This is a genomic window from Ruegeria sp. HKCCD7251, assembly GCF_013031165.1.
GTDB lineage: Bacteria > Pseudomonadota > Alphaproteobacteria > Rhodobacterales > Rhodobacteraceae > Ruegeria.
Genome location: NZ_WPZC01000002.1, coordinates 362,061 through 388,796, shown reverse-complemented (window position 1 = coordinate 388,796; position 26,736 = coordinate 362,061). Strand labels below are relative to the sequence as shown.

The 26,736-nt window shown below is 54.7% G+C and carries 26 protein-coding genes, 1 tRNA gene and 1 pseudogene; 13 read left to right on the top strand and 15 right to left on the bottom strand.

The window, feature by feature from the left end:
• Positions 1-63 precede the first annotated feature (63 nt).
• From GOX75_RS08055 to GOX75_RS08030, 6 genes are all read right to left on the bottom strand, one after another.
• Positions 64-1,425, bottom strand: a complete 1,362-nt coding sequence (locus tag GOX75_RS08055) for a glutamine synthetase family protein (RefSeq protein ID WP_171122065.1) — start codon at positions 1,423-1,425, stop codon at positions 64-66.
• A gap of 56 nt (positions 1,426-1,481) precedes the next feature.
• A complete protein-coding gene (locus tag GOX75_RS08050) occupies positions 1,482-3,167 on the bottom strand; it encodes a Na/Pi cotransporter family protein (RefSeq protein ID WP_171122064.1) in 1,686 nt (561 codons plus the stop codon).
• A gap of 148 nt (positions 3,168-3,315) precedes the next feature.
• Complete coding sequence (locus GOX75_RS08045; protein WP_171122063.1) at positions 3,316-4,350, bottom strand: TRAP transporter substrate-binding protein; 1,035 nt, start codon at positions 4,348-4,350, stop codon at positions 3,316-3,318.
• 51 nt (positions 4,351-4,401) lie between these two features.
• Positions 4,402-5,721 carry a TRAP transporter large permease subunit gene (locus GOX75_RS08040; RefSeq protein ID WP_171122062.1) on the bottom strand — a complete coding sequence of 440 codons (1,320 nt, stop codon included), beginning with the start codon at positions 5,719-5,721 and terminating at the stop codon, positions 4,402-4,404.
• Complete coding sequence (locus GOX75_RS08035) at positions 5,718-6,290, bottom strand: TRAP transporter small permease subunit (protein WP_171122061.1); 573 nt, start codon at positions 6,288-6,290, stop codon at positions 5,718-5,720. Before GOX75_RS08035 ends, GOX75_RS08040 begins: the two co-directional genes overlap by 4 nt.
• Before the next feature lie 8 nt (positions 6,291-6,298).
• Complete coding sequence (locus tag GOX75_RS08030) at positions 6,299-7,054, bottom strand: N-formylglutamate amidohydrolase (protein ID WP_254428705.1); 756 nt, start codon at positions 7,052-7,054, stop codon at positions 6,299-6,301.
• A gap of 155 nt (positions 7,055-7,209) precedes the next feature.
• Between GOX75_RS08030 and GOX75_RS08025 the strand changes: the two genes are divergently transcribed.
• Positions 7,210-8,079: a MurR/RpiR family transcriptional regulator gene (locus tag GOX75_RS08025; RefSeq protein WP_171122060.1), complete on the top strand. Its 870-nt coding sequence runs from the start codon at positions 7,210-7,212 to the stop codon at positions 8,077-8,079.
• A gap of 75 nt (positions 8,080-8,154) precedes the next feature.
• Positions 8,155-8,910: pseudogene (locus GOX75_RS20565) on the top strand (hypothetical protein); the annotation flags it as partial.
• A gap of 7 nt (positions 8,911-8,917) precedes the next feature.
• On the opposite strand, the gene GOX75_RS08015 reads toward GOX75_RS20565, so the two are convergent.
• The gene (locus tag GOX75_RS08015; protein WP_171122059.1) at positions 8,918-9,592 is read right to left on the bottom strand and encodes a TIGR04283 family arsenosugar biosynthesis glycosyltransferase; all 675 of its coding nucleotides are present in this window, start codon (positions 9,590-9,592) and stop codon (positions 8,918-8,920) included.
• A gap of 72 nt (positions 9,593-9,664) precedes the next feature.
• Here GOX75_RS08015 and GOX75_RS08010 point away from each other — a divergent pair, with 72 nt between their 5' ends.
• The gene (locus GOX75_RS08010) at positions 9,665-10,402 is read left to right on the top strand and encodes a folate-binding protein YgfZ (protein WP_171122058.1); all 738 of its coding nucleotides are present in this window, start codon (positions 9,665-9,667) and stop codon (positions 10,400-10,402) included.
• A 105-nt stretch (positions 10,403-10,507) separates the two neighbouring features.
• Positions 10,508-11,452 carry an ABC transporter transmembrane domain-containing protein gene (locus GOX75_RS08005; protein ID WP_171122057.1) on the top strand — a complete coding sequence of 315 codons (945 nt, stop codon included), beginning with the start codon at positions 10,508-10,510 and terminating at the stop codon, positions 11,450-11,452.
• A 58-nt stretch (positions 11,453-11,510) separates the two neighbouring features.
• On the opposite strand, the gene efp is transcribed toward GOX75_RS08005, so the two are convergent.
• Positions 11,511-12,074, bottom strand: a complete 564-nt coding sequence (gene efp / locus GOX75_RS08000; RefSeq protein WP_170325421.1) for an elongation factor P — start codon at positions 12,072-12,074, stop codon at positions 11,511-11,513.
• Positions 12,075-12,292: 218 nt separating this feature from the next.
• On the opposite strand from efp, the gene GOX75_RS07995 reads away from it, so the two are divergent.
• The gene (locus GOX75_RS07995; protein ID WP_037310273.1) at positions 12,293-12,613 is read left to right on the top strand and encodes a DUF6280 family protein; all 321 of its coding nucleotides are present in this window, start codon (positions 12,293-12,295) and stop codon (positions 12,611-12,613) included.
• Between the two features lie 74 nt (positions 12,614-12,687).
• Here the strand turns inward: GOX75_RS07995 and GOX75_RS07990 are convergent, their stop codons facing one another.
• Positions 12,688-13,278: a cobalamin biosynthesis protein CobQ gene (locus GOX75_RS07990; protein ID WP_254428704.1), complete on the bottom strand. Its 591-nt coding sequence runs from the start codon at positions 13,276-13,278 to the stop codon at positions 12,688-12,690.
• 41 nt (positions 13,279-13,319) lie between these two features.
• Between GOX75_RS07990 and GOX75_RS07985 the strand changes: the two genes are divergently transcribed.
• A complete protein-coding gene (locus tag GOX75_RS07985; protein ID WP_171122056.1) occupies positions 13,320-14,777 on the top strand; it encodes a cobyric acid synthase in 1,458 nt (485 codons plus the stop codon).
• A gap of 3 nt (positions 14,778-14,780) precedes the next feature.
• On the opposite strand, the gene GOX75_RS07980 is transcribed toward GOX75_RS07985, so the two are convergent.
• The 3 genes from GOX75_RS07980 to GOX75_RS07970 form a co-directional block, all read right to left on the bottom strand.
• Entirely contained in the window at positions 14,781-15,521 is a 741-nt protein-coding gene (locus GOX75_RS07980) for a hypothetical protein (RefSeq protein WP_171122055.1), read from the bottom strand.
• 75 nt (positions 15,522-15,596) lie between these two features.
• Positions 15,597-17,015 (bottom strand): TolC family outer membrane protein, encoded by a 1,419-nt coding sequence (locus GOX75_RS07975; RefSeq protein ID WP_171122054.1) that lies wholly within the window; start codon positions 17,013-17,015, stop codon positions 15,597-15,599.
• Positions 17,016-17,110: 95 nt separating this feature from the next.
• The gene (locus GOX75_RS07970) at positions 17,111-17,764 is read right to left on the bottom strand and encodes a protein-L-isoaspartate O-methyltransferase (RefSeq protein ID WP_171122053.1); all 654 of its coding nucleotides are present in this window, start codon (positions 17,762-17,764) and stop codon (positions 17,111-17,113) included.
• A 225-nt stretch (positions 17,765-17,989) separates the two neighbouring features.
• Here GOX75_RS07970 and GOX75_RS07965 point away from each other — a divergent pair.
• Positions 17,990-18,063, top strand: a tRNA-Cys gene (locus GOX75_RS07965).
• Between the two features lie 164 nt (positions 18,064-18,227).
• Positions 18,228-19,643, top strand: coding sequence for a tyrosine-type recombinase/integrase (locus tag GOX75_RS07960; protein WP_171122052.1), 1,416 nt, complete (start codon positions 18,228-18,230; stop codon positions 19,641-19,643).
• Between the two features lie 34 nt (positions 19,644-19,677).
• On the opposite strand, the gene GOX75_RS07955 is transcribed toward GOX75_RS07960, so the two are convergent.
• Together GOX75_RS07955 and GOX75_RS07950 are read right to left on the bottom strand one after the other, a co-directional pair.
• On the bottom strand, positions 19,678-20,100 hold the full coding sequence (locus GOX75_RS07955; RefSeq protein ID WP_171122051.1) for a hypothetical protein: 423 nt from the start codon (positions 20,098-20,100) through the stop codon (positions 19,678-19,680).
• A 130-nt stretch (positions 20,101-20,230) separates the two neighbouring features.
• Positions 20,231-21,157, bottom strand: a complete 927-nt coding sequence (locus GOX75_RS07950; protein ID WP_171122050.1) for a hypothetical protein — start codon at positions 21,155-21,157, stop codon at positions 20,231-20,233.
• A gap of 152 nt (positions 21,158-21,309) precedes the next feature.
• Here GOX75_RS07950 and GOX75_RS07945 point away from each other — a divergent pair, with 152 nt between their 5' ends.
• The 4 genes from GOX75_RS07945 (at position 21,310) to GOX75_RS07930 (ending at position 24,182) form a co-directional block, all read left to right on the top strand.
• On the top strand, positions 21,310-22,137 hold the full coding sequence (locus tag GOX75_RS07945) for a hypothetical protein (RefSeq protein WP_171122049.1): 828 nt from the start codon (positions 21,310-21,312) through the stop codon (positions 22,135-22,137).
• Between the two features lie 58 nt (positions 22,138-22,195).
• Positions 22,196-22,495, top strand: a complete 300-nt coding sequence (locus GOX75_RS07940; RefSeq protein WP_171122048.1) for a hypothetical protein — start codon at positions 22,196-22,198, stop codon at positions 22,493-22,495.
• 635 nt (positions 22,496-23,130) lie between these two features.
• On the top strand, positions 23,131-23,478 hold the full coding sequence (locus GOX75_RS07935) for a hypothetical protein (protein ID WP_171122047.1): 348 nt from the start codon (positions 23,131-23,133) through the stop codon (positions 23,476-23,478).
• A 128-nt stretch (positions 23,479-23,606) separates the two neighbouring features.
• On the top strand, positions 23,607-24,182 hold the full coding sequence (locus GOX75_RS07930; RefSeq protein WP_171122046.1) for a site-specific integrase: 576 nt from the start codon (positions 23,607-23,609) through the stop codon (positions 24,180-24,182).
• Between the two features lie 43 nt (positions 24,183-24,225).
• On the opposite strand, the gene GOX75_RS07925 is transcribed toward GOX75_RS07930, so the two are convergent.
• Complete coding sequence (locus GOX75_RS07925) at positions 24,226-25,434, bottom strand: DNA cytosine methyltransferase (protein WP_171122045.1); 1,209 nt, start codon at positions 25,432-25,434, stop codon at positions 24,226-24,228.
• A 269-nt stretch (positions 25,435-25,703) separates the two neighbouring features.
• Between GOX75_RS07925 and GOX75_RS07920 the strand changes: the two genes are divergently transcribed.
• A complete protein-coding gene (locus tag GOX75_RS07920) occupies positions 25,704-26,672 on the top strand; it encodes a Cfr10I/Bse634I family restriction endonuclease (RefSeq protein ID WP_171122044.1) in 969 nt (322 codons plus the stop codon).
• Positions 26,673-26,736: the final 64 nt, after the last annotated feature.

Genomic DNA, 26,736 nt, shown 5'->3' with positions numbered 1-26,736 from the left:
CCTGCTTCATCTGGCCAAAAAATATCCCGGGGGTCTGGGGGCAGAGCCCCCAGCCAACCCGTCTCAAGCCCGCTCAAACCCGCGCGCGATTTCCCAATCGGTCACCACACGCTCGAATTCTTCAACCTCGACCTCTGCCGCACGGGAATAATGATCGACCACCTCGTCGCCCATGGCAGCCCGCAACATGGCTGACCCATACAACGCATCCCGCGCCGCACGCAGATTGCCGGGGATCATACCCGTTTCGCCCTGATAGACGTCTCCCTGCGTCGGAGGCTGCAACTCCAGCCCCTCTTCAATCCCGGCAATCCCAGCGGCCAGCATCCCTGCCATAGCCAGATAAGGGTTCATGTCCGAACCCGGAATACGGCACTCTACCCGTACCGCCTTGGTGCCATCCCCACACAAACGGAACCCCGCGGTGCGATTGTCCACCGACCAGATGATCCGTGTAGGCGCAAAGGTGCCCTTCATGAACCGCTTATAGCTGTTAACGTACGGTGCCATGAAATAAGTGTAATCGGCCGCGTATTTCAACAATCCAGCCATGTAGCTTTTCATCAGAGCCGACATGCCCAGCGCATCCGACTTATCGAAAAACGCCGGTTGCCCATCCGCCCAAAGCGACTGATGCACATGGGACGAACTGCCCACTTTCTCATGATGCCATTTGGGCAGGAACGTCGCCGCATGACCATGCTGCCATGCGATCTCTTTCACCGCGTTCTTAGCAATCGAGTGATACTCGGCCGTGTCCATCGCAGGTGCGTATTTGATGTTCAGCTCTTCCTGACCGGTCTCGGCCTCACCTTTCGAGTTCTCAACCGGAATTCCCGCATTCCAAAGATGATTGCGGATCGGGCGCATCACATGCTCTTCCTTGGTGGTCTGCAGGATGTGATAGTCTTCGTTATAGCCCGAGATCGGCTCCAGATCGCGGAAGCCTTCCTTGCGGATCTGGTCAAAGCTCTTCTCGAACAGAAAGAACTCCAACTCGGTGGCGCACATTGCGTCATAGCCCATAGCCTTCAGCCGGTTCACCTGCTTTTTCAGAATGGACCGAGGCGCATGGGGTACTTCCTCATGCGTGTGGTGATCCAGCACATCGCACATCACCATAGCGGTGCCCTCAAGCCACGGCACCGGGCGCAGAGTGCTCAGGTCGGGCTTCATCACGTAATCGCCATAGCCGCGTTCCCAACTTGTGGCGGCATAGCCATCGGGGGTCGCCATCTCGAGGTCTGTCGCCAGCAGGTAGTTGCAACAATGGGTCTCCTCCCATGCGCCAGCCACGAAATGCCCTGCATGGAAACGCTTGCCCATTAAGCGCCCCTGCATGTCGACCATGCAGACCAGCACGGTATCGACCTCACCGGCTTCGACCTTGGCTTTCAGATCGTCCAAACGTGCGTCATTGCCCATCCCGTTCATCCTTTGTTATTTTCTGGGGCTATCGCCCCAAACTCTGTCCCGCGGCCCTAGTCTTCGACCGCTTCGTTTTCCATTTCCATCACCAAACGTGTTTCCAGCACCTGCCCGCTTTGATAGAGGATCGGATAGGCGACGGCGGCGATATGCCCGTGCAGGTCACGCATGGCGCGCAATGTTTCAAGATGCAGATCGCTAGAGGCGAAGCTCTCGGCCTGGCCTCTCTCAAGCCGTTTCAGATGCGCCTTGCGGCTCTTCCGTGACATCCGCTTGACCTCGACCTTGTCCAGCACCAATCGGCGCGCGCAATCCATGTCATCAACCAGCAGCACATGCCGAGCAAGCGAGAAACTAGCCAGCACAGTCGCGTGCAGATCCTTGAGCTCCTTCCAGCCCTGCGCCGAAAATTCGGTACGTTCAGTGTGTTTGATCTGCGCGGTTCGGGTCATGCGGTTGGATACCACGTCGCCCGCAGCCTCAAGCCGGATCGCGTATTCGACCAAGCCGCGTGCCGCCTTGATCTGCGCCTTGCTCATGTTCTGGCGCGGCATCCGGGCGACAAAACGTCGGATTTCGGTCAACTGCGCATTCACCCGTTCATCTTGCTGCCACAGGGCCGAGATCGCGTCGCTATCATCCTGTTCGTAGATATCTAGAACCGGGCGGAACATGCGCTCGACCTGCGTGACCATCTGCAACAGCTCATGCCGGACCGAGGACATCGCGACATTCGCCCCTGACGCGCTGGGATCGTTCAGTGGGCTCAGCGCGTACGAGAACTGATCCATCACGCCTGCCTCGTCCTTTGGCTCGGGCAGCAACAGCGTCATCGGGCGTTCCAACCAATTTACGAACCCTGTGGCCAGCACGAATACGGCAAGGTTGAACCCGATATGGGCCAGGATCAACGACTGCCCTGCCCCGGCCACCATAAGCGCCTGATGCGCGCCGGTCACGTTGACCGCGATCAGCATCACCAGCGCCGCACTGCCGCGCAGCAGAAGGTTGGCCAGCGGAATGCGACGCGCGGAAACCGTCAGGTCACGCGTCAGCCAGATCGGAATGAAGGCCGAACCCAGATTGGCCCCAAGCACCAGCGAAAGACCAGCCGCAAAGGGGATTGCTCCGACCTGAACCAGTGTTACGCACATCAGGATCGTCGCCACGGAACTGTGCATAACAAAGGCCAAAACAGCGCCCACGATGAAGGCGCTGAAATAGTCGCTTTCCAGATAGCCCGCGATCGCGGGCAAAAAGGAGCTTTCGCGGATCGGATCAACCGCATCCCGCAGGAACTGCAATGAGACCAGAATGAACGCAATGCCAAGAACAATGCGCCCGATCAGCCGCACATTGGCGCGATCGGATTTGAGGTAAAGCCAGCCACCAAGCGCCAGCAAAACGGGTTGCAGCCAGCCAAGATCGTAAGACAAAACCTGAATGACCAGCGCAGCCCCCAGATCCGCACCCAGCACCCCGGCCAATGCGATGCCAAAGCTGACCATGCCAGCCGCCGCAAAACCGGTCAGCAATACCGTCACCGCGGCCGAGCTTTGCAGGATCGTGGCCAGAACCATACCGGCCCCACCTGCAACAAATACGTTTGAATGGCGCGTCAACAGCGACTGAAACAACGCACCAAAGCGCCGTTCGATGCCCGTGCGGACCAGCCGCACCGCAAAAAGCAACAACATGGTTGCCGCAAAAATCTCGATCAGGAACCCGGCGATTGCCATTTGCCTATACCCCTCGGACTCGGTTCACGCCAAAGCGTGACCGGAGCGTTCTTGTCTGTTTCGGAGGCAAGCCTAGCATTGGGGACAGGGGTTCCAGTGGTTCAATACCGGCACGCGACCGAGGCCGCGCGCCGTAGTCGCTTGGATTTTAGCCGTAACGATAAGGCCGCCCGGCCTTGAGCATGTCTGCGTTATACTGCTTGAAGATCTCGACGACCTTCGCCTTGGTCTCGGACTCGGCTGCGATTTCATCCCAGAAGGCAACGGCCGCTTCTTCAACCGTCGCCCATTCTTCATCCGGGATCGAGGTCAGCTGCATCTTATCGCCGTTGACGCGCAGGCTGGCCTCGCCACCCCAATACCACCACTGACGATAGTAGTGCGACTGGTCACAGCAGACGCGGAAAAGGGTCTGCAGGTCTTCGGGCAGCTCGTTCCAGCGATCCATATTTGCAAAGAACGATCCCGCCCATGCACCCGAGATGTTGTTGGTCAGGAAGTAGTTGGTCACATCTGCCCAACCGACAGTGTAGTCCTCGGTGATGCCGGACCATGCGATGCCGTCCAACTCGCCGGTCTGCACGGCGACTTCGATGTCTTCCCAAGGCAGGGTCACCGGCACGACACCAAACTGGCTTAGGAAGCGGCCCGCTGTCGGGAAGGTAAAGACGCGCTTGCCTTGTAGGTCGGCCAGGCTGTTAATCGGGTCTTTGGTGGCAAAGTGGCAGGGGTCCCATGCACCGGCGCTGATATGCTTGACGCCGACCTTGGAATATTCCTCGTCCCAGATCTCGTTCAGGCCATACTGGTTGAACAGCACCGGCACGTCCAGCGAATAGCGCGACGCAAACGGGAAATAGCCGCCGAACACGGTGACTTCGGTGGGCGACGCCATCGAGTCATCGTCGGACTGAACCGCATCAATCGTGCCCTTCTGCATGGCGCGGAACAACTCTCCGGTCGGGACAAGCTGATCGGCATAGAACAGCTCGATCTGCATCCGGTCGCCAGCGATCTTGTTGAACATCTCGATCGCGGGGTCGATCACATGGGCGGCAAGCGCAGGACCGGCATAAGTCTGCATCCGCCAGGTGATCGTGCTCTGCGCCAGTGCAGGCGCAGCCAGAGGTGCGGCGGCAACACCTACCCCGGCTGTTTTCAGAAACTTACGTCTTGTTGTCATGTCATTTCCTCTCTGTTGTAGTTTTTCGTGCCGCTTAGACGGGCATTCTTGTTAATTTCCATAGACATAGCCGGGCAACCACAGGGCGATTTCCGGGAAGATCATGATGATCGTCAGCGCCAGCACCATCACCGCGACAAACGGAATGATCGAGCGGTAGATATCGCGCAGCGTGATCTCAGGCGGGGCCATGGCCCGCATCAAGAACAGGTTATAACCGAATGGCGGCGTCATATAGGCGATCTGGGTGGTGATCGTATAAAGCACCCCATACCAGATCAGATCAAAACCCAACGCCCCCACCAGCGGCACATAGAGCGGCGCCACTATCACCAGCATCGCCGTGTCGTCCAGAAACGTGCCCATGACGATAAAGCTGAGCTGCATCAGAATCAGGATCATCCACGGCGACAGGCCCAGTTGATCGGTGAACAGATTGTCGATGGCTTTCACCGCGCCCAGCCCATCGAACACCGCGCCAAAGCCAAGGGCGGCGAGGATGATCCACATGAACATGCATGAGATTGCCAGCGTTTGCTTTGTGCAATCCTCGAAAATCTTCCACGTCATGCGCCGTTTGACAACCGAAACGACTAGAGCAGTCAGCGCCCCGATCGCCGAGCTTTCAACAAGCGAAGTCCAGCCGTTCACAAACGGCACCATCATCGCGGCAAAGATGATCAGCGGTAGCGCACCGGCGCCCAATAGGCGGATTTTCTCGGCCCTCGGCACCTCATGCGCGTCTTTCATTGCGGGGCCAAGTTCGGGCTGAATACGGCATCGGATCCAGATATAGAGGATGAACAAGCTTGCCATCAGCAGTCCCGGCACGATCCCGGCCAGCCATAACTGCCCCACCGGTTGCCGCGCGATCATCGCATAAAGCACCAGCACAACCGAGGGCGGCACCAGAATGCCCAGACTGGACCCGGCTTGAATAACACCCGTCACCATCGTCTTGTCATAGCCCCGCCGCAGCAGTTCCGGCAGCGCAATGGTTGCGCCAATGGCCATCCCCGCGACGCTGAGACCGTTCATGGCCGAAACCAGAACCATCAGGCCAATCGTGCCGATCGCCAACCCACCATTCACCGGCCCCATCCACACATGGAACATCCGATACAGGTCATCGGCCAGACGGCTTTCCGACAACACATAGCCCATGAAAATGAACATCGGCAGGGTCAGCAGCGGATACCATTTCATCAGCTTCATAGCGGCCGAGAATGTTATGTCCTGCCCGCCCGTTCCCCACAGGGCGAGCGCAGCGACAGTAGCGACCGCGCCGATCGCGCCAAAGACGCGCTGACCTGTGAACAGCATCAGCATCATCGACGCGAACATGAAAATGGCAATGTATTCCTGGCTCATGCCCGACGAACCCCGATTTCCTGCCCGTTGATCCGGGCTATGTCTTTGAAGAATTCCGATATCGCCTGTAGCAGCATCAGGAAGAAGCCGAACACCATGATCGCCTTGACGGGCCAGATATAAGGACGCCACGCGGTCGAGGATCGTTCGAGGCGCCCGATCTCTTCGCTGCCGGTCAGCAGGCCGGTGAAGTACGAGATCGGCGAATCCCCCCAATAGCCAAGGCTATAGGCGGTTGATCCCAGCCCGCCGTAAAACAGCACGCCCAGATACAAGATCAGCAGCAAAACGGTGAAGGCGTCGAACCACGCTTTTTTCGTGTGGCTCCAATTGTGATAGAACAGGTCCATCCGCACGTTCGACCCCAGTTGAATCGAATATGGCCCGCCCATGATGTAATAGGTCACCATCGCGAACTGCGCCATTTCCAGCGTCCACAGCGACGGCAGGAAAAACGTCTTCGAGATCGAAGACCACAGCAGGATTCCCATCATCACGAACAGGCCCCACATCATCACCCGCCCGATCCTATAATTGATCGCATCGACGACGCGGACATATGAGCTCATGACCCGGATCACATCGCCACCTTCTTTTTGATGCCCGACAAGACACTTGCAATCCACGGAACCAGCGCGTCAGCCACAGCCGATTGCTGTTCAGGCGTTTCGATCAGGTCGTTGCGGATTTCGATCATTACGTTCAGCAACCCGCGCGGCGCGGCCTGCGCGTCCAGTGTATGCGCAACACCATCGACGGCCGAATAGGGCTCGTTCAAACGGGTGACGTATGGGTTCTGGGCTGGCTGTTGGGCCATCATTGAGGTCGCGAACCGGTCATCCTCTCCGTGCAGGATACCCAGTTCCACCTTACGCTTTTTGCCAAGATAAATGGGCGTGAAGCTGTGAACAGTGACCATCAACTCTAGCGAGCGCCGATACTGGTCCAACACATCCGACAGGGATGCACGAAACGGCTCATAAACCCCCTCGATACGCGCTTTACGCTCTTGCGAAGACAGGTTCGCATTGGCCGGAATGTCCCAGTTCTCACTTTTTACCGGCATGGCCCCGGCGGCTTCGGGCGGGCGATTGCAGTCGTAAACCAGACGCGACACACCGCCATGAACCAAGGGGGCCGACATGCACACTGCCATCAGCTTTGCCACAGCCAATGCGCCGGGATCCCAGGCGATATGGCTTTGCAACGCATCTGTCTCCAATCCCATGTCCCCAAGACATGCAGGGATTCGATTGGACGCGTGCTCACAAACCAGCGCCACCGAAGGCGCATCGTCTGCCAAATCCGTGTGAACGACTTTTCCGAAGTCCAATTCTAAGCCCTGCGATTCCATGCGTGATCGTTGTGGAAAAATTTCCACACTCGGCAATCTCCTGTCAATAATTTTCCTGTATAAATTTTTCCACGCTTGATCTTGATGAAAAATTGTTCACATTATGCGCCTGTCGCATACAGGAGGATCGTTCAGTGCGGGTGACGGACAGGCTGCTGGCCCATCGGGACAAGATGACCCCTTCTGAACGGCAACTCGTCAGTGTTCTGCTGGATGATTACCCGATGGCCGGGCTGGGCAGCATCACCGAATTGGCCAGCACCGCCTCGGTCTCGACCACCACGGTCGCGCGGATGCTGCAAAAAACCGGGTTTGACGGCTACCCTCAGTTTCAGGCCGCCCTGCGCGGCGAGGTGAAAGAGATGATCTCGGGGCCCGTCGCCAAGCGCGACGTCTGGCAGAATGACCTGCCCGAAGAACACATCCTGAATCGCTATTCCCAGCAATCCCTTGCCAACCAGAAGCGCACGATAGACGAAGTTGATCCCGGCGAATTCGATAGCTTTTGCAACCTGTTATCGGACCCGGATCGGCGGATTTTCATCACCGGGGGGCGAATAACGGGCACCTTGGCGCAGTACCTCTATCTGCACTTGCAAATGATCCGGCCCGACGTCCGGTTGCTGCCCGTTGCGGCCTCGTGGACGCATGATCTGCTGGATGTTCGAAAAAATGACGTTCTGGTTGCGCTGGACGTGCGCAGGTACGAGAACGCGACCATGTTGATCGGACAGCTTTGCCAGGAACGCGAGGCCGAGATTGTGCTGTTCACCGACCAGTGGCGCTCGCCTATTCACCGGCTCGCCAGGCACACGTTTGCGGCACGGATTGCCGTGCCTTCGGCCTGGGACTCGATGGCTTCGATCCTTGCGTTGATGGAATGCGCCATCGCTGAAGTGCAGGAGCGGCTTTGGGATTCGGTCAAGGAACGCACTGACGAATTGGAGCAAGCCTTTGACCGCACCAAACTATTTCGGAAGTTTGGCCAAAGCTCTGGCTCTTGATTTCTGATCCGACAAAAAGAACAACAGCCCGTGAAGAGTGTTGCCACGTCGTGAACGCGTCGTCACTTTGTATGCATGACGTTTATTGCCGACAATCAACTGCCCCTGTTAATCCTGTTCTTTCTGATTGGATCGGTTGGAACCGGGTTTCTGTTCCGTAAACCTGCTGGCCACCGTGCGTGGAAACTGGCTGATCTCGTTTGGGTTGTTCTGGGCGGAATCGGTGCCTTGGTTGCTGTTCTTGCGGGGTTGTACACCTCGGACAGTTCGCGGCTGGACCGGCAGATTGACGTGGCTTATGCCGCAACGCTTGCGTTCGACCGGGATGCCGCACGGTTCCGGCTGCGTTTTTGCGACCCCGCCTATGACAAAGATATCGGGGTTTTGTGCGACAAGGTGGAGTTCCTGTCGGCGTCCACCGCCAGTAATTCCGAGCTTCCGTTGTTTATCGCCGTCACCAACGAGGTCGCGCCGCTTCAGGGTCTGCATTTCCTGTTCGGACAAAGCGCAAAGGCCGAGCAGGACGATATGCGGGCAATGGCCTCAAAGGTTGAATCCTTCGACTTAGATCAGTTTCTGGTTTTCACGTCACTCGACGAACAAACGCAGGCTGCAATCGACAACATGCGCCGAAAAGTTCCGGCAATCGCCGGGGACTATGTCATTCTTGCCCAGAGTTATGACGATCTGATCGCGCAGGTTGGGAAGCTAAAGGACGAATGGGAATACCTGCAGGCCAATGCACATATTCTGGTGCTCCAGATCGTCGCCCTCTGTCTGGTTAGTTTCGCGGCCCCGTTTCGGCTGGGTAAGTCGATCGTTGAACTGCGCACAAGCCTCAGCGCCGGTATGACTGAGCCAGCCGTTCGGGATCACCACCCAGAAAATACCGCGTCAGTGTCCACAAGTTCCGCGCACCCCGACGGGCCCACCCCACCCTCTGATATCGATCCGCACTTGTGAAGGCACGAACGGGTAACAGGGTTATACCCCGCAGCCGACGCGCCAGCGCAACATCCTCCATTAATGGCTGGTCCGGGTATCCCCCTGCATCCATGTAAGCCTTGCGCCTGATCAAAAGCCCCTGATCGCCATACGGCAACCGAAACAGGCGGCTGCGCAAATTGGCCCAACCCGCAACCCACGCAGGCGCAAACCCCGCCGCGCGGAAAGCAAGACGAAAGGCAGCCGGGCCGCCGGTCCGCAAGTGATCACCCACGGCCTTGCTCCACCCTTCTTGCAAGACGGTATCCGCGTGCAAAACCAATAACCATTCAGCCTTGGCCAATGCGCATCCGCGCTGCAGTTGTCCCCCGCGTGACGCAGCACCGGTCACAATCTCGGCCCCGGCGTCATCGGCAATTTCCAACGTAGAATCGGTAGAGCCACCATCAGAGACAATCAGTTCCTGGATTAGTCCGGTATGCAGCCCCTCCATCAAAGCCTGCAGCGTTTCAGGAAGGCTGTCCGCCGCATTCAGCGTAGGGATGACGATGCTGATCGGCGCTGGCATGATTGAAACCCTCTGGTCTTGTCGGCGTGAACTCCTATATCACGTGGCTCAGGGAAAAGACGAGGACGTAACATGCCCAATCGCCGCATCCTGCGCTTTGGCGGCGCGGACACTGACAGTTTCCTGCAAGGACTGGTGACAAATGACATCGCCGGGATGGAACACGGGATCGTCTACGCCGCGCTGCTGACACCTCAGGGCAAGTATCTGGCAGATTTCTTTCTGCTGCGGGACGGAGAGACCGTTCTTCTGGACGTGGCAGAGGAACTGGCTGACGATCTCGTCAAGCGATTGAACATGTACAAGCTGCGGGCCGATGTCACGATCGAAGATAGCGGCCTGAACCTTCAACGCGGCACGGGCCCTGCCCCCCAAGGCGCGCTGTCGGATCCCCGTCATCCCGAAATGGGCTGGCGCATCTACTCGGAAAGCACCGAGGGCGACGACGGCACCGATTGGGACGCGATCCGCGTGCGTCACTGCATTCCCGAGACTGCAATCGAACTGACACCTGACAGCTATATCCTTGAATCCGGTTTCGAGGTCTTGAACGGTGTCGACTTCAAAAAGGGCTGCTATGTCGGGCAGGAAGTCACCGCGCGTATGAAACACAAGACCGAGTTGCGCAAGGGTCTGCGCAGCGTCCGGGTCGGCGGCGCGGCCCCGGTCGGGGCGGAAATTCTGTCCGATGGGAAACCCGCAGGCACGCTGTTTACCCAGTCTGATGGTCGGGGCATCGCATATCTTAGACTGGACCGCGCCAAAGGCGATTTAACCGCTGACGGGGTCCCTATCACCGTTGAGATTTGATTGTTGCCAATCCAGCACGGCGTAACCCACGGTTTTTGAGGTATAGTTTGAACACGCCCAAAGGCGCTGCCACACTGTGCGCAGGTTCAAGAACCGGAAAAACAAATGTTCAAACTATACAGAGCGATCTGGCGTGCCAGTGCCGGGCGTCAGATCATCCTTATTATTTTATCCATAGCCATCGCGGGTCTGGCTGCTGTGCCGCTGGAGTTTCAGCGCGACATCATCAACCACCTGACCGAGGATAACGTCGACACGGATCACCTGATCTATCTCGGAGGCGGCATGATGTCCGTGATCCTGCTGAGTCTCGCTCTGAAATGGCTGCTGGGCTTTCGGGCTGGCACACTGGGCGAAGACATGATCCGCATGATCCGGCAGCGGCTGCTATTGCGCTCATCGGATCTGGGTGAAACCGGCGGAACCGTCCGAAAGGGAACAATGACCACCGCCATCTCGGCCGAAGCCGAAGAGCTAGGCAAATTTGCAGGCGGGGCGTTTTCGGACCCTGTGGTGCAAGTGGGAACTCTGATCAGTGTGATCGGGTATATTTCATCGACGCAGCCGGGACTTGGCCTGATTGCATTTTCGATGATTGTGCCGCAGATCGTCATCGTTCTGATCTCGCAGCGCAAAGTAAACACCTTTGTGGCCGAGCGCGTCCATATCCTGCGCAGCGCGACCGACAAGCTGACGGTCGAAGATATCGACGCCGTCGCACGAGACATCGAAGCGCAGTTCGACGAAATCTTTGAGACACGGCGACGTATGTTTTTGTGGAAACTGTCCGCCAAGTTCCTGCTTAGCGTCATCAACGGCGCGGGCACCGTCGGCGTTCTGATGCTGGGCGGTTATCTCGTTGTACAGGGCAAAACGGATGTGGGCACTGTGGTCGCCGCTACCAGCGGCTTAAGCCGCATCCAAGGACCAACCGCCTTTCTGATCGCGTTCTACCGGCAAGTCAGCGCCAATCGCATCAAGTACGAGTTGATGCTGGAATTGTTCGGCCCCAATCCTGAACAATATCGGAACCCAAGAAGGTTAAGATAAAAAAAGACCGCGCGGCCCCTGCCGTCGCGGTCTTTTTCATTTCCATCAAGGCAACCGTTTAGGCGCGCTCGGAATATTCCATGGTTTCGGTGTTCACGACGATCATCTCATCCTGTCCGATGAACGGCGGCACCATGACCTTAACACCATTGTCCAGAATTGCCGGTTTGAACGAATTCGCAGCGGTCTGACCTTTGACGACCGGCTCGGTCTCGACGATCTTGCAGGTCACTTTCTGGGGCAACGTGGCGTTTAGCGCCTCGGATTCGTAGAACTCGACCACGATGGTCATGCCGTCCTGCAGAAACGGGCGGCGCTCGCCCAGCAGTTCGGCGGGCAGTTCGATCTGTTCGTAGGTCTCAGAGTCCATGAACACCAGCATACCGTCAGATTCGTATAGGAACTGCTGGTCCTTCTGCTCTAGCCGTACACGTTCAACTTTATCCGCCGAACGGAACCGTTCGTTCAATTTTGACCCATTCCGCAGGTTGCGCAATTCGACTTGCGCAAAAGCACCGCCTTTTCCGGGCTTTACATGATCGACTTTTACGGCTGCCCACAGACCGTCATTATGCTCAAGCACATTGCCGGGGCGAATTTCGTTCCCATTTATCTTGGGCATGACATAAATCCTTCACAAACGGTTGATGCGTAAGTTGCGCTCCCTATATCTGGCGTGGCTGCACCTGGCAAGACAACGAGACCTTGTGCTGCAGCTGCAGCAAGCCATGCAAATAACGCAACGCAACTATGCATATTAGGTGTATCCGAATCGCACTTAATCGGTCATAAGGACCGTCACGCCGAAAATGCAAGAGCAAGAACAACAAGGAAGACGAGATGAGAGATTTCGTTGACGGCACCGCCTTTAACAATGAGCAAGGCAACCGTGCTCGTAAACTTTTCGCAGCCGTTGTGTTGGCTGCACTGGATGACGCAATCGCCGACGATAAAAAGTACGGCAATGGCCCCGAACAGATCGCTAGGTGGGCCCGCTCGCGCGATGGTCGCGAGGTCCTGTCTTGTGCAGGGATTGACCCGAACGAACGCGTTGTCAGCGGACTGATGGAGTTCGTTGGTCGTGGTGTACGCACCTCGGTCGCCCTGTCGCGTGAAGAGAGCGAGCGTCGCAACGCCGCACAACAGGCAGAAGCAGCCTGACCCAAACTGCTGATCGAATGAAAAAGCGCGCTCCTGCCACTGGAGCGCGCTTTTCGTTTACCCTGAGCTTTGCGTCAGAAAAACAGCAACCACTGTCGCGCAACCCAAACCTCGGCGCACAGCATCATGGCAAAGAACACCTTCGCCGACCATGCCATGCCCCGCCGCCACAGTAACAGATAAGACACCGCGCACACTGTCAGTGACACAGGTGCCACCCAATAGGCGTGGTGTGCGCTGTCCCAATAACTGACTGGGCTGTCAAAGACCCACGAGCTGAACGGCCAGAACTGGGGCCGCCCGTCCCCGGCATGCAACACAAAGTCCAGTAACAGATGCAGCAAGCCAGCCGACGCGCCGACGATCAGCGGCCTGATGCGGAGCCAGCCCCCAGCCAATAGCACCAATCCCCAAACAAAAAATGAGTTGTCGATGGCGAATACGGTCTGCCATTCCGTGGAATAATAAAGCTGACCGAAAACCACCTGCTCAGGAATCCCCAAAACGAACAAAGACACCCCGGCCATCAGGTAAAGCGACACGTCCGGCAGCGCAGAGCCTAGCAAAGCAGCCCACAAAATCCGCCCACGAGGAGGATTGGCAAAGGCAGCAGCCCCGATCAAAAGATGTGCAGGTGTGTTCATCCGGGGCTTTTCCTCAGCCATCAAATCGGGTCATGTGCCCTTCAGGTTATAGGAGACTCGGCATGGTTCGCGCCATCATGATTCAGGGCACCGGCAGCAATGTCGGCAAGTCGGTTCTGGTGGCAGGATTGGCCCGAGCCTTTACGCGGCGCGGCCTGCGTGTCGCACCGTTCAAGCCGCAAAACATGTCAAACAATGCCGCCGTCACCGAAAACGGGGGCGAGATTGGGCGGGCGCAGGCATTGCAGGCCCGCGCCGCCAAACGACCAACGCATACCGACATGAACCCGATTCTGCTGAAACCTGAAACGGATACCGGCGCTCAGGTCATCATACAGGGCCAACGCGCCGGGACGATGAAAGCCGGAGATTACCGCAAGGACAAATCCAAGCTGCTGAGTGCTGCCTTGGAAAGCTTTGACAGGTTGTGCGACGGCGCCGATCTGGTCCTGATAGAAGGCGCCGGAAGCCCGGCTGAAACCAACCTGCGCAAAGGCGATATTGCCAACATGGGCTTCGCCTGCGCCACCGGGGTTCCGGTGGTTCTGGTCGGCGACATCCATCGCGGCGGCGTGATAGCCCAGATCGTCGGAACACAGGCCGTGCTTGACGCAGGCGATCTGGCCATGATCCGGGGCTTCGCGGTCAACCGTTTCAAGGGCGATGTTTCGCTGTTTGACGAAGGACGAGATGACATAGCAGCGCGAACCGGATGGCCTTGTCTGGGCGTCGTTCCTTGGTTCCACGATGCGTGGCGTCTTCCAGCCGAAGACATGATGGACATCCGCTCGCATAGCGGTGGGGCCTGTAAAGTCGTGGTCCCGCAACTGGAGAGGATGGCGAATTTCGACGATCTCGACCCCCTGTCCGCCGAACCGGGCATCACTGTAGAGATCGTGCCTGCTGGTCGCGCTCTGCCTGGTGATGCTGATCTGGTGTTGTTGCCGGGCAGCAAATCGACCATAGGCGATCTGGCCTATTTCCGCGCGCAGGGCTGGGATGTGGATCTGTATGCACATGTTCGTCGGGGCGGCCATGTCTTAGGCTTGTGTGGCGGGTATCAAATGCTGGGCAAGACAATCGCAGACCCGGACGGGGTGGATGGTCGCCCGGGGACTGTCGAAGGCTTAGGCCTTTTGGATGTCGACACGGTGATGTCGAGACAAAAGACGCTCACTCTGCGCAACGCCCGAACTGTCCCGGGTGGCGAGCCGGTACAGGGTTATGAAATTCACATGGGTAAAACAGAGGGGGCCGATTGCCGACTCGCTTGGCTGGAAGTCGACGGGCGGCCAGAAGGCGCCACTGACAAGTCCGGCCGCATTCGTGGCAGCTATTTGCATGGCATCTTCTCTTCTGACGCATTTCGCGCCAGCTACTTGTCACAGCTCGGCGCAGCATCGGATTTGGGCTATGAAGATGGGGTTGAGGACACACTCGACGCGTTGGCGGACCATCTTGAAACGCATATGAACCTGGATCAACTGCTGGACCTTGCAGAGAGTCCTACGCACGGATAACGGTCAATCCGGCTTGTGTTCGGCAAGCGCCCGATAAATCTCGCGCCGGACCATTTTGCGGACGTTGCGCGTAATCCGCTCACCCAGAACGCCTTGCAGTTCCTCACGCACAACCTGCGCTATCAGGTCACGTAACGCGGCCTCATCAAGGGCGGTTACGTCCCTGGGCTGTTCAGTGGATGATACAGCGGCAGCGGTCACTTCGGGATCGCGAATGAACATTGCCTTCGTTTCGGAAACCTGTGGTTCGGCCTCGGGCGCAGAGTCATCATTGTCGGCGCGGACATCTTCCTTGGCGCTGCTTGCTTCCTCATCCGCGCTCCATTCCAGCGACGTCGTGCGCGTGCCGGAATACTCGTCCTCGCTATCGCCGTCCGGTTCCCACTGATCTTCGGTGCGGGCAATTGCAGCTTCCAGCGCCTCAATCTTCGCGCTCAAACTATCCGCTGGGTCAGTGCTTTGCTGTTCTTCGGCGACAGGTTCGTCACGCTTAACAATGTCGCTGGCACGCAGGACCATTGGCTTGATGGACGCATCCGCGGTGTATTCCGCCTTGGGTTCCGCCTCGTCTTCGTCCTCCGCTGCTTCGCTTACGCGCAAAGCATCCGTTAGGACCAAGCGACCCGGCTTTCTGGACATGGCTGTTGGAACAAGGTCCGGGATCTTGCGGCCTTCTTCACCGACCAGCCGTTTGATAGAGGACAAAACGTCCTCTACGCTCCCATTTACCACCTTGTCCGTCATCTTTTCACTACCACTCTGTCCTCAGAATCGAGTGTAGCCAAACACTTCGGACCTCACAACCGTCAGCTTGGACCCTCAGTCGCGACGCAACGCTTTCAGCACGCGATCCAGATCCTTGCTCTGCTTGCTGACCTGCGCCGGCGCGCGCTTGACCAGGTTGTAGTAGAGCGTCGGGTCATAGATCTGTACAGCAAGACCAAGCCGCTCGGCCGTTAGCAGACCTTGGGCCTGCAGCAAATCATAGGCCGCACGTGATCGCTCTGTACGTGATCCAACTTCGGTCAACTGCGCGTTCAGCAAGTCCTGCTGAGCGTTCAGAACGTCCAGCGTGGTCCGAGCGCCCAATGTCGCCTCTTCCCTGATACCATCGAACGCGACCTGCGAGGCGCGAACCTGTTCCGTCGACGCCCTCAGACTTGCGGTTGCGGCCTGAAAACGCGCATAGGCATCTGCCACGCCCTGTGTGATGTCTTTTTGCACGTTCAACAGGTTTGCGCGCGAGGCGTCGCGGGTCGCCATAGACCGACGCACGTTTGCCGCCAGACGGCCACCAGCATAGATCGGCTGGTTGAAGTTCAGCGAAATCGACGCGTCTTCGAGGTTGTCATCATTGTCATAGCTTTCGCGAATACCCGCATCCGCGTTCAGGCTCACGTTCGGGCCAAGGTTGGCACGCTGTTGCTGCACGGCCAGATCAAATGCCCGCACCTCGTGCTGCGCGGCCAGAATTGCGGGGTGGTTCCGCTGAGCGAAGGCGATCGCTTCAGATTCCGAACCAGAAAGGTTCGGCAGGCTGGGTTGGCCCGCTGTCGCACCCGGCGCCTTGCCCACGGCGTTCACATATTCAGCCTGCGCGCGGCTCAGGTTACCGCGAGCAATGGCAAGTTCCGCCTGAGCACTGGCAAGCTGCGCTTCGGACAAAGCAACGTCGGTTCGTGTGACTTCGCCCACGTCGAAACGATCCTGAGAAGCCCGGAGTTCCTCGGCGGACACATCAACATCGTTGAGCTGAATCTGAACGGTTTCTTCTTGAAGAACGACTTCCAGATACGCATTCACGGCGCGGAACAGGACAAGCTGTTCAATATCAATCAGGTTCTGACGGGTGGACAGAACGATTTCCTGCGCAGACTGTTTGCCCAGAACCGAGAAGCCGCCATCATAAATCAATTGGCTCAGCGTCAGTCCGGTGAAAAAGGACGATGGTTCGTTCCTGACTACGACGTCATCCGTGGTGGAACGCGTGTAATCCTGACTGACCTGCACCGTCCAGTTGATGATCGGCCGCAGCGCAGACAGGGCAATTGCCACATCTTCGTCCGCTGCACGCAGCAGCGCGCGGTTCTGTTCCAGCAATCCGCTTGTGTTATATGCACCAATGAAGGCGTCGGTCAGATTATCTGCCCAAACCGCCCGTCCCGGAACAACGCTGAGTGCGATACCAGCCGTAAGCGCCAAGGCCTTGACCAGCTTACCTCCCGACTTAGAACTCATAACGAAATCCTCTCAAATCAAAATTACGCAGCCCTAGGCGCAGTTTGCGCCTTTGTTTTCAACTAATCAAGGCAGCAGAATAATCTGCCGTAGAATTATAGCGAAAATGCACGATCCGCGGAAAATGCCTGCAATACCGGCGCATTGGCATTAAAAGCATGGCGCCAGGTCACCCGACCTCCGGATTTATGGCCAATGCGGACCGTTCCCAGCTCACCTTCCATGAAAAGGCAAGCAATCCGGCCGTGTTCTTTGAGCTGATCAATAATGGCGTCTGGCACCTGCTCGACCCCGCCCTGGATCATGACCACGTCGTAAGGCCCATGCTCGGTCGCACCTTGCGCCAGCGGTCCGACATGCACGATGGCGTTGTCTGCGTCCGCCTCCATTAGGACGGTCTGAGACTCGACCGCAAGGTCCTCGTCTTCCTCGACGCCGACAACCAATTGCGCCATGCGCGCCGCAACTGCTGTCGAATACCCCATTGCCGAGCCGACATCCAAAACAATTTCATCATTAGAAATGTTCAGCGCATCCAATATCTTAGCCAGGGTCCTAGGCTCTAGCATACAGCGCCCCGCACCCATATCTATCAATCCTTCGACATAAGCCGCCTCGCGCTGGGAATCCGGCACGAAGTTCTCTCGTCTCACGTTCAACATCGCGTCGATAATGGGAAACTTGGTCACATCAGAGGGTCGAATCTGTGTATCAACCATCGTGCGGCGGCGGGCTGCGAAGTCTGTCATTGGATCGCTCGTATCTTTCCCTTGGATGATGCGCTTGTGCCATATCAAGGAGGAACCAGCAACGGCCAGCGCAGAGAACTTTTGCCGCAGAACCAATATTTCCCGCGCACCTACAACCAACCAGAGCGTTCTGCATGAATTTTTGAGGCACCCCTCTGGACGCCCCAGACGAAAGCTGTTAAAACGCCCCTCACACCACAGCAAGTATTTGATTTTACTTGAAAAGGCGAGTTGGCGGAGTGGTGACGCAGCGGATTGCAAATCCGTGTACACCGGTTCGATTCCGGTACTCGCCTCCATAAATTTAGTATATTTCCCCAGAATTCGGCGCGTTGCATACAATATGTAGTCGCCCTAACTCTGTACACAATTCGTACACAGTCCGCGTGCAGTTTCAGTCGCACTTTTACCCCATTTCCCCGTATAGTTTTCAGCAACAGACACTTAACGAGGATTTCAGGCGATGAGCTACGGCGTAGGCACTGTAAATGTGCACAAAAAACTGAAGTTAGATAAGCGCAGCGGCAGTGATAATTGGTATGCGCGACTGACGCTGGATAACGGCAAGCGCATCGTCAAAAGCACGAAGACTGATGACTTGGAGGAAGCGAAAGAGCGGGCGATTGAGCTTTACCACGACACCAAGGCGCGCATCGCAAACAACCTTCCAGCCCAAACACGAAAATTCAAACATGTTGCTGAGTACGCCATAAAGCGGATGCAAGACGCTTTGGAAAACGGGACGGGCAAGCAAGCTTACAAAGACTACATCTCAGCCCTGCGTATCTGGCTCATCCCATATTTTGGCAAAACGGACGTAGATAAGATTGATATGCCTGCGCTGAAGGCATTTGACGCGTGGCGCACGGACGCGAACAAGAAACCGTTTTCGCAAAGCGGCATAAACAATCACAACGCAGCATTGAACAGAGTATTTGACGAAGCCGTGCTTCAAAAATGGCTCGTACAATCAATGCGCCCTACCCTGCTCAACAAAGGCGTCAAAAGCGAAAGCAGGGGCAGCTTTACAGACGCGGAATACAAGAAAATCTACACGGCACTGCGTGGCTGGCACAAAAAGACCAGCAACAAGAAGGCAGCGGCCACGCGGGAGGTGTTGCGCAACTACGTTTTATTCCTAGCGAATACTGGCGTGCGGCACGGAACAGAAGCGCTTGGACTACGTTGGCAGAACATTGAATGGCAAACGAGTGGTGAAGAGCGCTATTTGGTTGTCAATGTAGACGGGAAAACGCGGAAGAGAGCGGCAGTGGCGCGAGACACTGTGGAGGGCTACTTGGACAGACAAAGTAAGCTGAACCCCAATCTAAGCTACGACAGCTTCGCTCAGCTCATCGCAGCCAAAAGCGACGAACATGTATTTACGACACGCTTGGGGCAAGTGGCTAATATTGCGAGCTTACGACGGGCATTTGAACCACTGCTGGATGACTTGGGTTTGAAAGTTGGCGCTGATGGCAAAGCGCGCACTTTGTACAGCTTGCGACACTACTATGCGACGCGAGACTTGAAGCGCGGAATTACAACGCACGCACTGAGCAGGCAGTTGGGCAATAGCACAACCATGGTGGACAAATACTACAGCAAGTACAGCCCGTTGCTGAATGCTGAAATGCACAGCGGGCGCGACATGCGAAAAATTCCAAAGAAGGAACTGGAGGTGAACGACGGCGATGTGGTGGAAACAGCTTTCAACATGCTAGCTGGCGGACAGTTAAATGAAGCTGGGCTGCTCGCAGCTATTGGCGCTGAGCGTGAAGGTTACGTCGTAACGAAAGAAATTACGGTGAAAGCTTTGGCTGCGAAGCAAGACAGCTTGATTGGTGACGAGGCGTTGCTCAAGCTGTTAAGTGAATAGCTGGCGCGACGGACGCCGCGCCAACCAAAGCGCCTTACTTTGCTTTCTTCCTTTGCACTGCTTCGCTAATAGCTTCGTCCAGTTCGCCAGCGTCAATAGCCGCCTTCAAAGTCGTCAGCGCGCCTTGCACATCTTTCAACGCCTTCACGAAAACCGCATTGCCCTTACCTAGAGCGAGCGGTTTGTTCCCGTATTTGCACTGTACATACCAGCCGCCGTCTTGCTCAAAAAACCAAGGCCGCACTTTACGCATACGCTCAACAAGCACGCTGTCTCCGTAATCGTTTTTCGCCCACGTCCTGCGCTGCACTTCGTAGTGTTCTCCTTTGATCGCGGCTTCTGCCACTTTCAACTGCTCATCCACCGCAACTGCGAGCTTCAGACGACGCTGCATTAACGGGTTCTGTTTGTTGGCACGAGTGACAGATTTGACGGTGAGTTTTGAAAGTACTGACATGATTATACTCCTTCTGCTGCCTCACATGCCTGCTGCATTCGCGTCAAAAATACGATCAAAAACAGACAGATACGGAGCCACAAAAATGGCCAGCTGTACGCTGGCCTTGAGCAGTTGTGGTTTGCGGCAGTTACTCGCGGTGCATCTCAACTGGAAACCCTGTAATGTCTGTGAAAGCTTTCATCTTGGCAGCTTCCTCAGCAAGTACTTCCGCTCTGTCGCGTACGGGCTCATCCTGCGCCTTGCCAATAATCGCCAGCATGTACTCAATTGTTTTCTCTTCGCCATGCTCAAAAACTAACTCAGGCTCTCCTTCATTGTCGTAGCGAATTAGAGCAACAGAAAGCCCTCTAAACTGGTCGTCGCGAAGATTGGGCTCACAGGCAAACTTGTTTTTCAGCTGCTGATGCTCTTCTGTGCCCAGCCAGCTGTCCACAAACTTCAACCCCTCTTCTACATTCGCTTGATGCCGCTCACTTGGCTTCATTCCATCTTTGTTTGTGTTTGCTACTTCATACACTCCACCTTCAGCCGCCAACCAAGTGGCAAAAAAGGTGTTGCCGCTTGTGAGATCCTTATTTGCCAGCGCGATTTTCAGCACGCGTACCCACGCCTTCTCACGAGACTTGGTAATATCGCCACAAACAAAGCGTAGCACTTTTGCTTCGAAGGAAGTGCCAGCGGTAAAGCTGATTTGGTCTTGCTTTTTAAGTTGCGCAATCGTTGTTTCAAAAGCGGTACGCAGGCGGCCAAGCTCAGCGCCCTTGCGGTCCTTGCGCTGCACATTCATACGCACAATTACGCTAAACACGCCTTGCAGAAAATCATACAAAGCAATGTTAGCTTTTACTTGCAGTTGCTCGTATTCGCCATAAACACCGCGCAGATCACCTAGAAGCTCAATGGCAGCATCTACTTCTTCATGAACAGTTTGTGCAGGGCGAAGCATATAGCACGCTACTGCTTTTTCCACGCTAAGCGGTGCTTCGCTCTGGTTTTGGGTTGGCAGCCATTTCTGCACGGTTTGATTGATTTTTTTTTCGAAAGAATTTTGCATTCTCAGATCCTTTTGTAATGCTTGTTTGGTTTGTCGTTGTGGCCTCATCGCCATCAACACCATCAATTTAACGTACCTTTTTGACTTTCTACGTTTAGTGAAATACGCTCTACTTGAATGTTTATTTTTTCACATAACTGTTTGATTTTAATATGGATGATAGACGACATAGAGCAGGCCCAAAGCTCTTCATTCATGCGCCACCGTTCAAGGGCGTACGCTCGCGTGAAACGGGCGAATATATTTCAAAGCGTCTTGCCCGCATCCAGCCACCGTTCCACGATGCAGAGCCCTGGCAATGCTCCGTGTTTTACTTCTGGTGGGAGTTTTTGCGGAGGCACGAAGGCTACAAGGATTGCTGTGACCGCGGCGGCCTTGGTCGTTACAAAAAGCTCTACTCAGACTTTGGCGATGTACACGCGTACGACACGAAGGATTTTTGGAAATGGTGGAGCGCGAAAGTTGAAGACGACCTGACGCGTGGACAGCTCTTGTTTGCAGAGCCAGCTGCGCGGCGCATAGAGTTGGGAGATAGGTCGTTGAACGACCAAACTGACGGCACCATCACGTTGACGATCCCGCTTGAGGTGAGAACCAAACAACTGGTTCGCAACTTCCGCGACTTACTAAACGAACACAAAAAAGATGTGGCCGCAGCGCGGAAGGTGAGCAGAGCGTTGTATCCCGTCGCCGCTAAGGTACGGCTAGTGTCCCTGCATCAAACTCTATGCGTATGGGACGTTTGGCAGGAACATAAGAAGCGCAAAAAGAAGTATGAACTGGCTGAGCTTGCAGGCTTGCATGTGAACAAGGTTGTGGACGGTTGGACGGTGGAAATGCTGAAACGTGATGGCCTAGACCACAATAAAGAGGAGCGTGAAGTTCGCCGCAGGCAAACTGCTAGCTTCAACCGCCACTTAGCCGCCGCAAAGGACTACATTGAAAACGTTGGACGCGGCCAATTTCCAAAACGAAACTAAACGCTGCCGTTTCAATACTCCTTAGCCCGTTAAAGCTAAATAGCGGGAGGAGAAAGAAATGAACTTTGAACGACTAAATCGCAGCCTGCGAGCCTATGAGGCAAATCAGGAAAACCTGTCCCAACAAGATCGCATTAGGATTGCGCGCTTGCTGATAAGGACCGCCAACAGCTGTTTAGAAAGCATTCGACAAAAACTGAACGAAGAAGATGCTGCAAGCAAGCGCCGCAAAGCCAAACGGCAGGAAACAGAGCTTGACCCCAAGCCACCAATAAAGCCCGTTCGTGTCGCTGAACCCAGCAAGCCAAAGAAACCCAAATATTCAGGCAATCACGCACCTTCTGCGCCAAAAAGATAAATAAACAGGTTAAGGCAGCACGCCTTAGCCACAACAAACTGACCATAAGGTTGGCACGCCAGTTGTAATCGTGCTGTGATCCCGTTCTGCTGTGTGACGGTAAGCAAACGCATTGTCAGTAATGCGCTTCAACAGTCTACCCTGCCATCACGCGCAGGATGCCCAAAGCAAGCCGCCACAGCGGAACCGTGCTTACTGTTGTCGTAAAGGTTGTAGCGCAGAGATGCGTGAATTTGAGTGAGACGGAACGACACGCTGCCTAGCAGTACCCGTCATCGCGTTGGACCCAGCTTTGCTACACCAGCTCCAGCGCGTGCGTATGATGCCCCTGTAATTGAGATGATAGCAAAACCTGCTCTTCCCCTGAGGTTTGGTGAGTGTAGCCTATAAAGCGACGCGAAATAGCGCGCTGGTAGATCACGCCAAGATATAGGCGTGATCTATTGGCTCTGCGAAATGGCCTTCACCTGAAATCAAACCAAAAACCTTTGAAGGCAACTTCTGACTGAAGAAAACGCCGTACGGCGAATGCAGAGCGATAGCGAGGCGAAGAGCCGTAACGGCTGCTGATGCGAAGCAGCGGCATAAAAAGGTTGGCATTATCAGCCAGAAAGACAAACTTAAGGAGAAGTCAAATGTCAGTAATGAGTAAAGTCTACGAGCAACTAAACGAAAATGCTTTCGTAGAGACAGCTGAAGAATTCAGCACAAGCTTTTGCAGACGCAGCAAAAGTTGGTACGCAGTACAAAAGAAAAAGAATGGCGATCTTTCAATACCTGTTGCGATCAATTGCCTTAACGCTGTGAAGGTGAAGATCGCATTAGCCCATTTGCGGCGGCAAAAGTTTGGCAGTGTCGCTGACAGTGACCTTCAAATTTTAGATGCTGTCAGAGATCAGCTTGAAGAGTATTTGCTGGAGCACCACAGGATTGCAGCAGTGACGGAAACACCACCGCCCAAAACCAAAATGTTAGGAAATTAGTAGACCATAACATCTTGGTTTATCCGCTTTGGAAATCAGTGGTTTAGTATCGCAGTACTTTCTGATCGTTTTGCAAAATGTGTGGAATTATAATGACTTAAAACACAACCACACATTTTAGGTGATCAATGAAACAAGCAAAGCTACTAACCCAGGCGGAACAAAAAAGGGTTCAGGCGGTTATCAATGCGCACCGCTACAGCGCGCGCAACCACGCAATATTCGCATTCAGTTTCTTCGCGGGACTACGCGCTTGCGAGATTGCCGCGCTAAGAGTTGGAGACGTGTACGAAGCTAGCGGGCAAGTGCGTGACACGATCCTTTTGGGAGCGGAACAGACAAAAGGCAGCGAGGCAAACACCGTTCTGGTAAGCAAGCGGCTCAGCAAAATACTGAGTAAGTATGCAGTGGCCTACCCCCGCCATATCAGTAGACATGACGCACCGCTGTTCTTCAGCGCCAAGCGCGGCGGCTTCAGCGCGCAGACCATAGTCAACCTGTTTGCGCGCTTCTACGCGCTTGCTGGCATCAGGGGGGCGAGTTCGCATAGTGGTCGCCGCCAATTTCTCACAGAGCTTGCTGACAAAGGAATCAATGCGCGGGTGATCCAAGCGCTAGCCCGCCATAAGCACCTCAACACCACGATGCGCTACATTGATATCAATGATCGCAAACTACGAGCTGCGATAGACTTAGCTGGTTGAATGGAGGCCTAAGCCGCGGCAGCACTATTGTGGTGAGCAAGAATTAGATGGAAAGGCTTGCTTGCCCACTTGGTTCGAACGGTCTTTCTTCGCCTTTTTGTAAGGCAAGGCCAAGACGAACAGCCATGGCTGGAACGAACCCAAGCAATGGCGGCACTGCATTGCCCACCTGCTTTAATTGTTGCCACTCACTCGTCTTTAAGACGAACCCGTCATGGAACGACTGTAGCCTAAGGGCCTCTCGTACAGTAATCCAGCGGTCGTGATGGGGATGTATCCACTCACTCAAATCCCTGTGCATTTGCGCCAGTAGCGTATGCGCGGGCTTTTTTGGATCAAACCTTCGCCATTTCTCTGGCCTTGCACGGTTCCACACTTCTTTCGGAAGAGAATTAGCCTTCGCTCCCTGTGCCAAGAGCTTAATTAGTGCGAGACGCTTCTCACCAATCTCTTTGGTATGATGATTATGAAGTGCCAGTTCTTTCTGGTGAAGGTTGTAGACAGCAGTTTTGGACGACTTATCGTAGAATTCACCAACTTGATCTAAGCGCATCTCTTTCTGATAACTGCTTAAAATATCCTTTGCATCATATGAAAGAATTTGCCCACTTCCTGGCGCAACAGTCTTGGGCAAGTCGCCTATAGCATCATCTACATTTACGGCGGTCCGCGTTAATGACTGCGCTGTCTCGTCAAGCAAGTACTGGGAAGAGAAATCCGTTACTTCTGAGGGGCACGCCAAAACGAAAATTCTATTTCGCGCTTGAGGAACTCCATAATTGGAAGCATCTAGCTTAACCCAGCCTATGTTGCCGTAACCTGAATTCCTCAACTCCTCAAATATGTCGTCTTTAAACTTCCCCTTGTTCATCAAAAACATATTTGGAACGTTTTCAATAATCACAAACTTTGGACGAACCGCCCGCACAATTCGGCAAAACTCTTTGTAGAGTGCATTGCGAGGATCACTGACGTCACGGGGCCCTATCTGGCTATATCCTTGGCAAGGTGGACCACCAAATACAACCTCAATACCACCGCCTGCCGCCATCTCCTTAAGATGCTGCTCTTCGACAGAACCAGTCATGAAATCCTGAACATCGCCCTCAAAGAGCGGTACATTCGGAAAATTTGCGCGGTAACTCTCACAAGCGTACTTATCTTGCTCTACAGCGCCAAGCACATCAAACCCTGCAAGCTTGAAACCTTCGCACAAACCACCAATGCCTGAGAAGAGTGACAAACCTTGCAAAACGTTCTCCTTAGTGCTGCTCGCGCGCCAATGTTCTATTTTTGTTCTAGTTTCGCAGCGTGTCTCTGTCAACACGTTGCGCCGCATGGAACGTTGTTAGGCGCTCAAGCACAATAAGACGTCTGGCACGCCAAAGTCCACTGAGATATGCATGAAGCAAACCAATTCGTTCGAGTTTGCCCATGCCATTTGAAGTCGACCCTAGCGTTGACTGCGCCACATGCCCACACGGCTACTGCGTTGTCTACATTCGAGAGCAATCAAAGAAGATGAAGGATCGTGATACGCTCTATCGCATCAAGCAAATCCCAGGGATGGCTTGCGCGTTTGACAATCAAATTCCTGGCTTTGCACGTGCGCAGTCTCCAACGACACCCCTTGTGCAGTTTGCGGAAAAGGTGATCTCAAATGCAACAAGCGCAGGACAGTATATAGAAGAGTTTGATGCATCCTACTTTGGTGAGGTAGAGGCTCCATTTCAGGTTACTGCTGGTCAAACTGGGAAAGTTAGGGGTGACGTTTTTGAGATGCTGTGCCGCGCAGTTTTGTGGAATTGCGGGGCACTTGTCCGTGGAGGTACCTCGCAATCAAAAAGTGAGAACTTTGAAATTCCTGATAGCTTGTCAGGATTGAGTGGACAAAAGAATTTGGCGTTGCTCACCTTAGGTGACAATTACGATTTGAAAAAACTTCTTAGGCCAAAGAGCGCACTTAAACTGGCTGAATTTGAAAAAGGCCTTCAAAAAAGAGGTACTTCAATAAAGTATTCAACTCCTGACATCATCTGCGTAGACACAACCTCCTACGGCACTGAGGTTAACGATTACTTTGATCATCTAATCGAAAGTTTAAATTCTGATAATCAAGAGCGTCTGGTACACGCTAGAACAATGATAGAAGGAAAAGTTGATCCATCTGACATCAAGTTTGCTGGTGGCATCAAAACATCAATTCGATCTGATAGAATGTATCAATTTTTGTACGAAGCAAATTCTTGGAAATTCCTTTGGTCTAGAGCCTTTCGTACAGAACCGTCCGCTTACTATGTGCTGACGTCTCAAGTTTTTGGAGCAGATCCAAAGAAACTCTCGTCCGTTGATTTCTCCAGCGTCGAAACTGGACTTGACCAAGCACGCAAAGCTATTGATGGCGTCTTCCATCTTGACACACCAGCGGCCTTGATTGGTTGGCTTGTTGAAAGAATTGCGGAGATGGACGAACAATACGGTGCAGCATAAACGAGCTCTCTGCCTTCCAGTTGCTCAGTTTTGAACTGAAGAAGCGGGATGGCGTTGTCGTGAT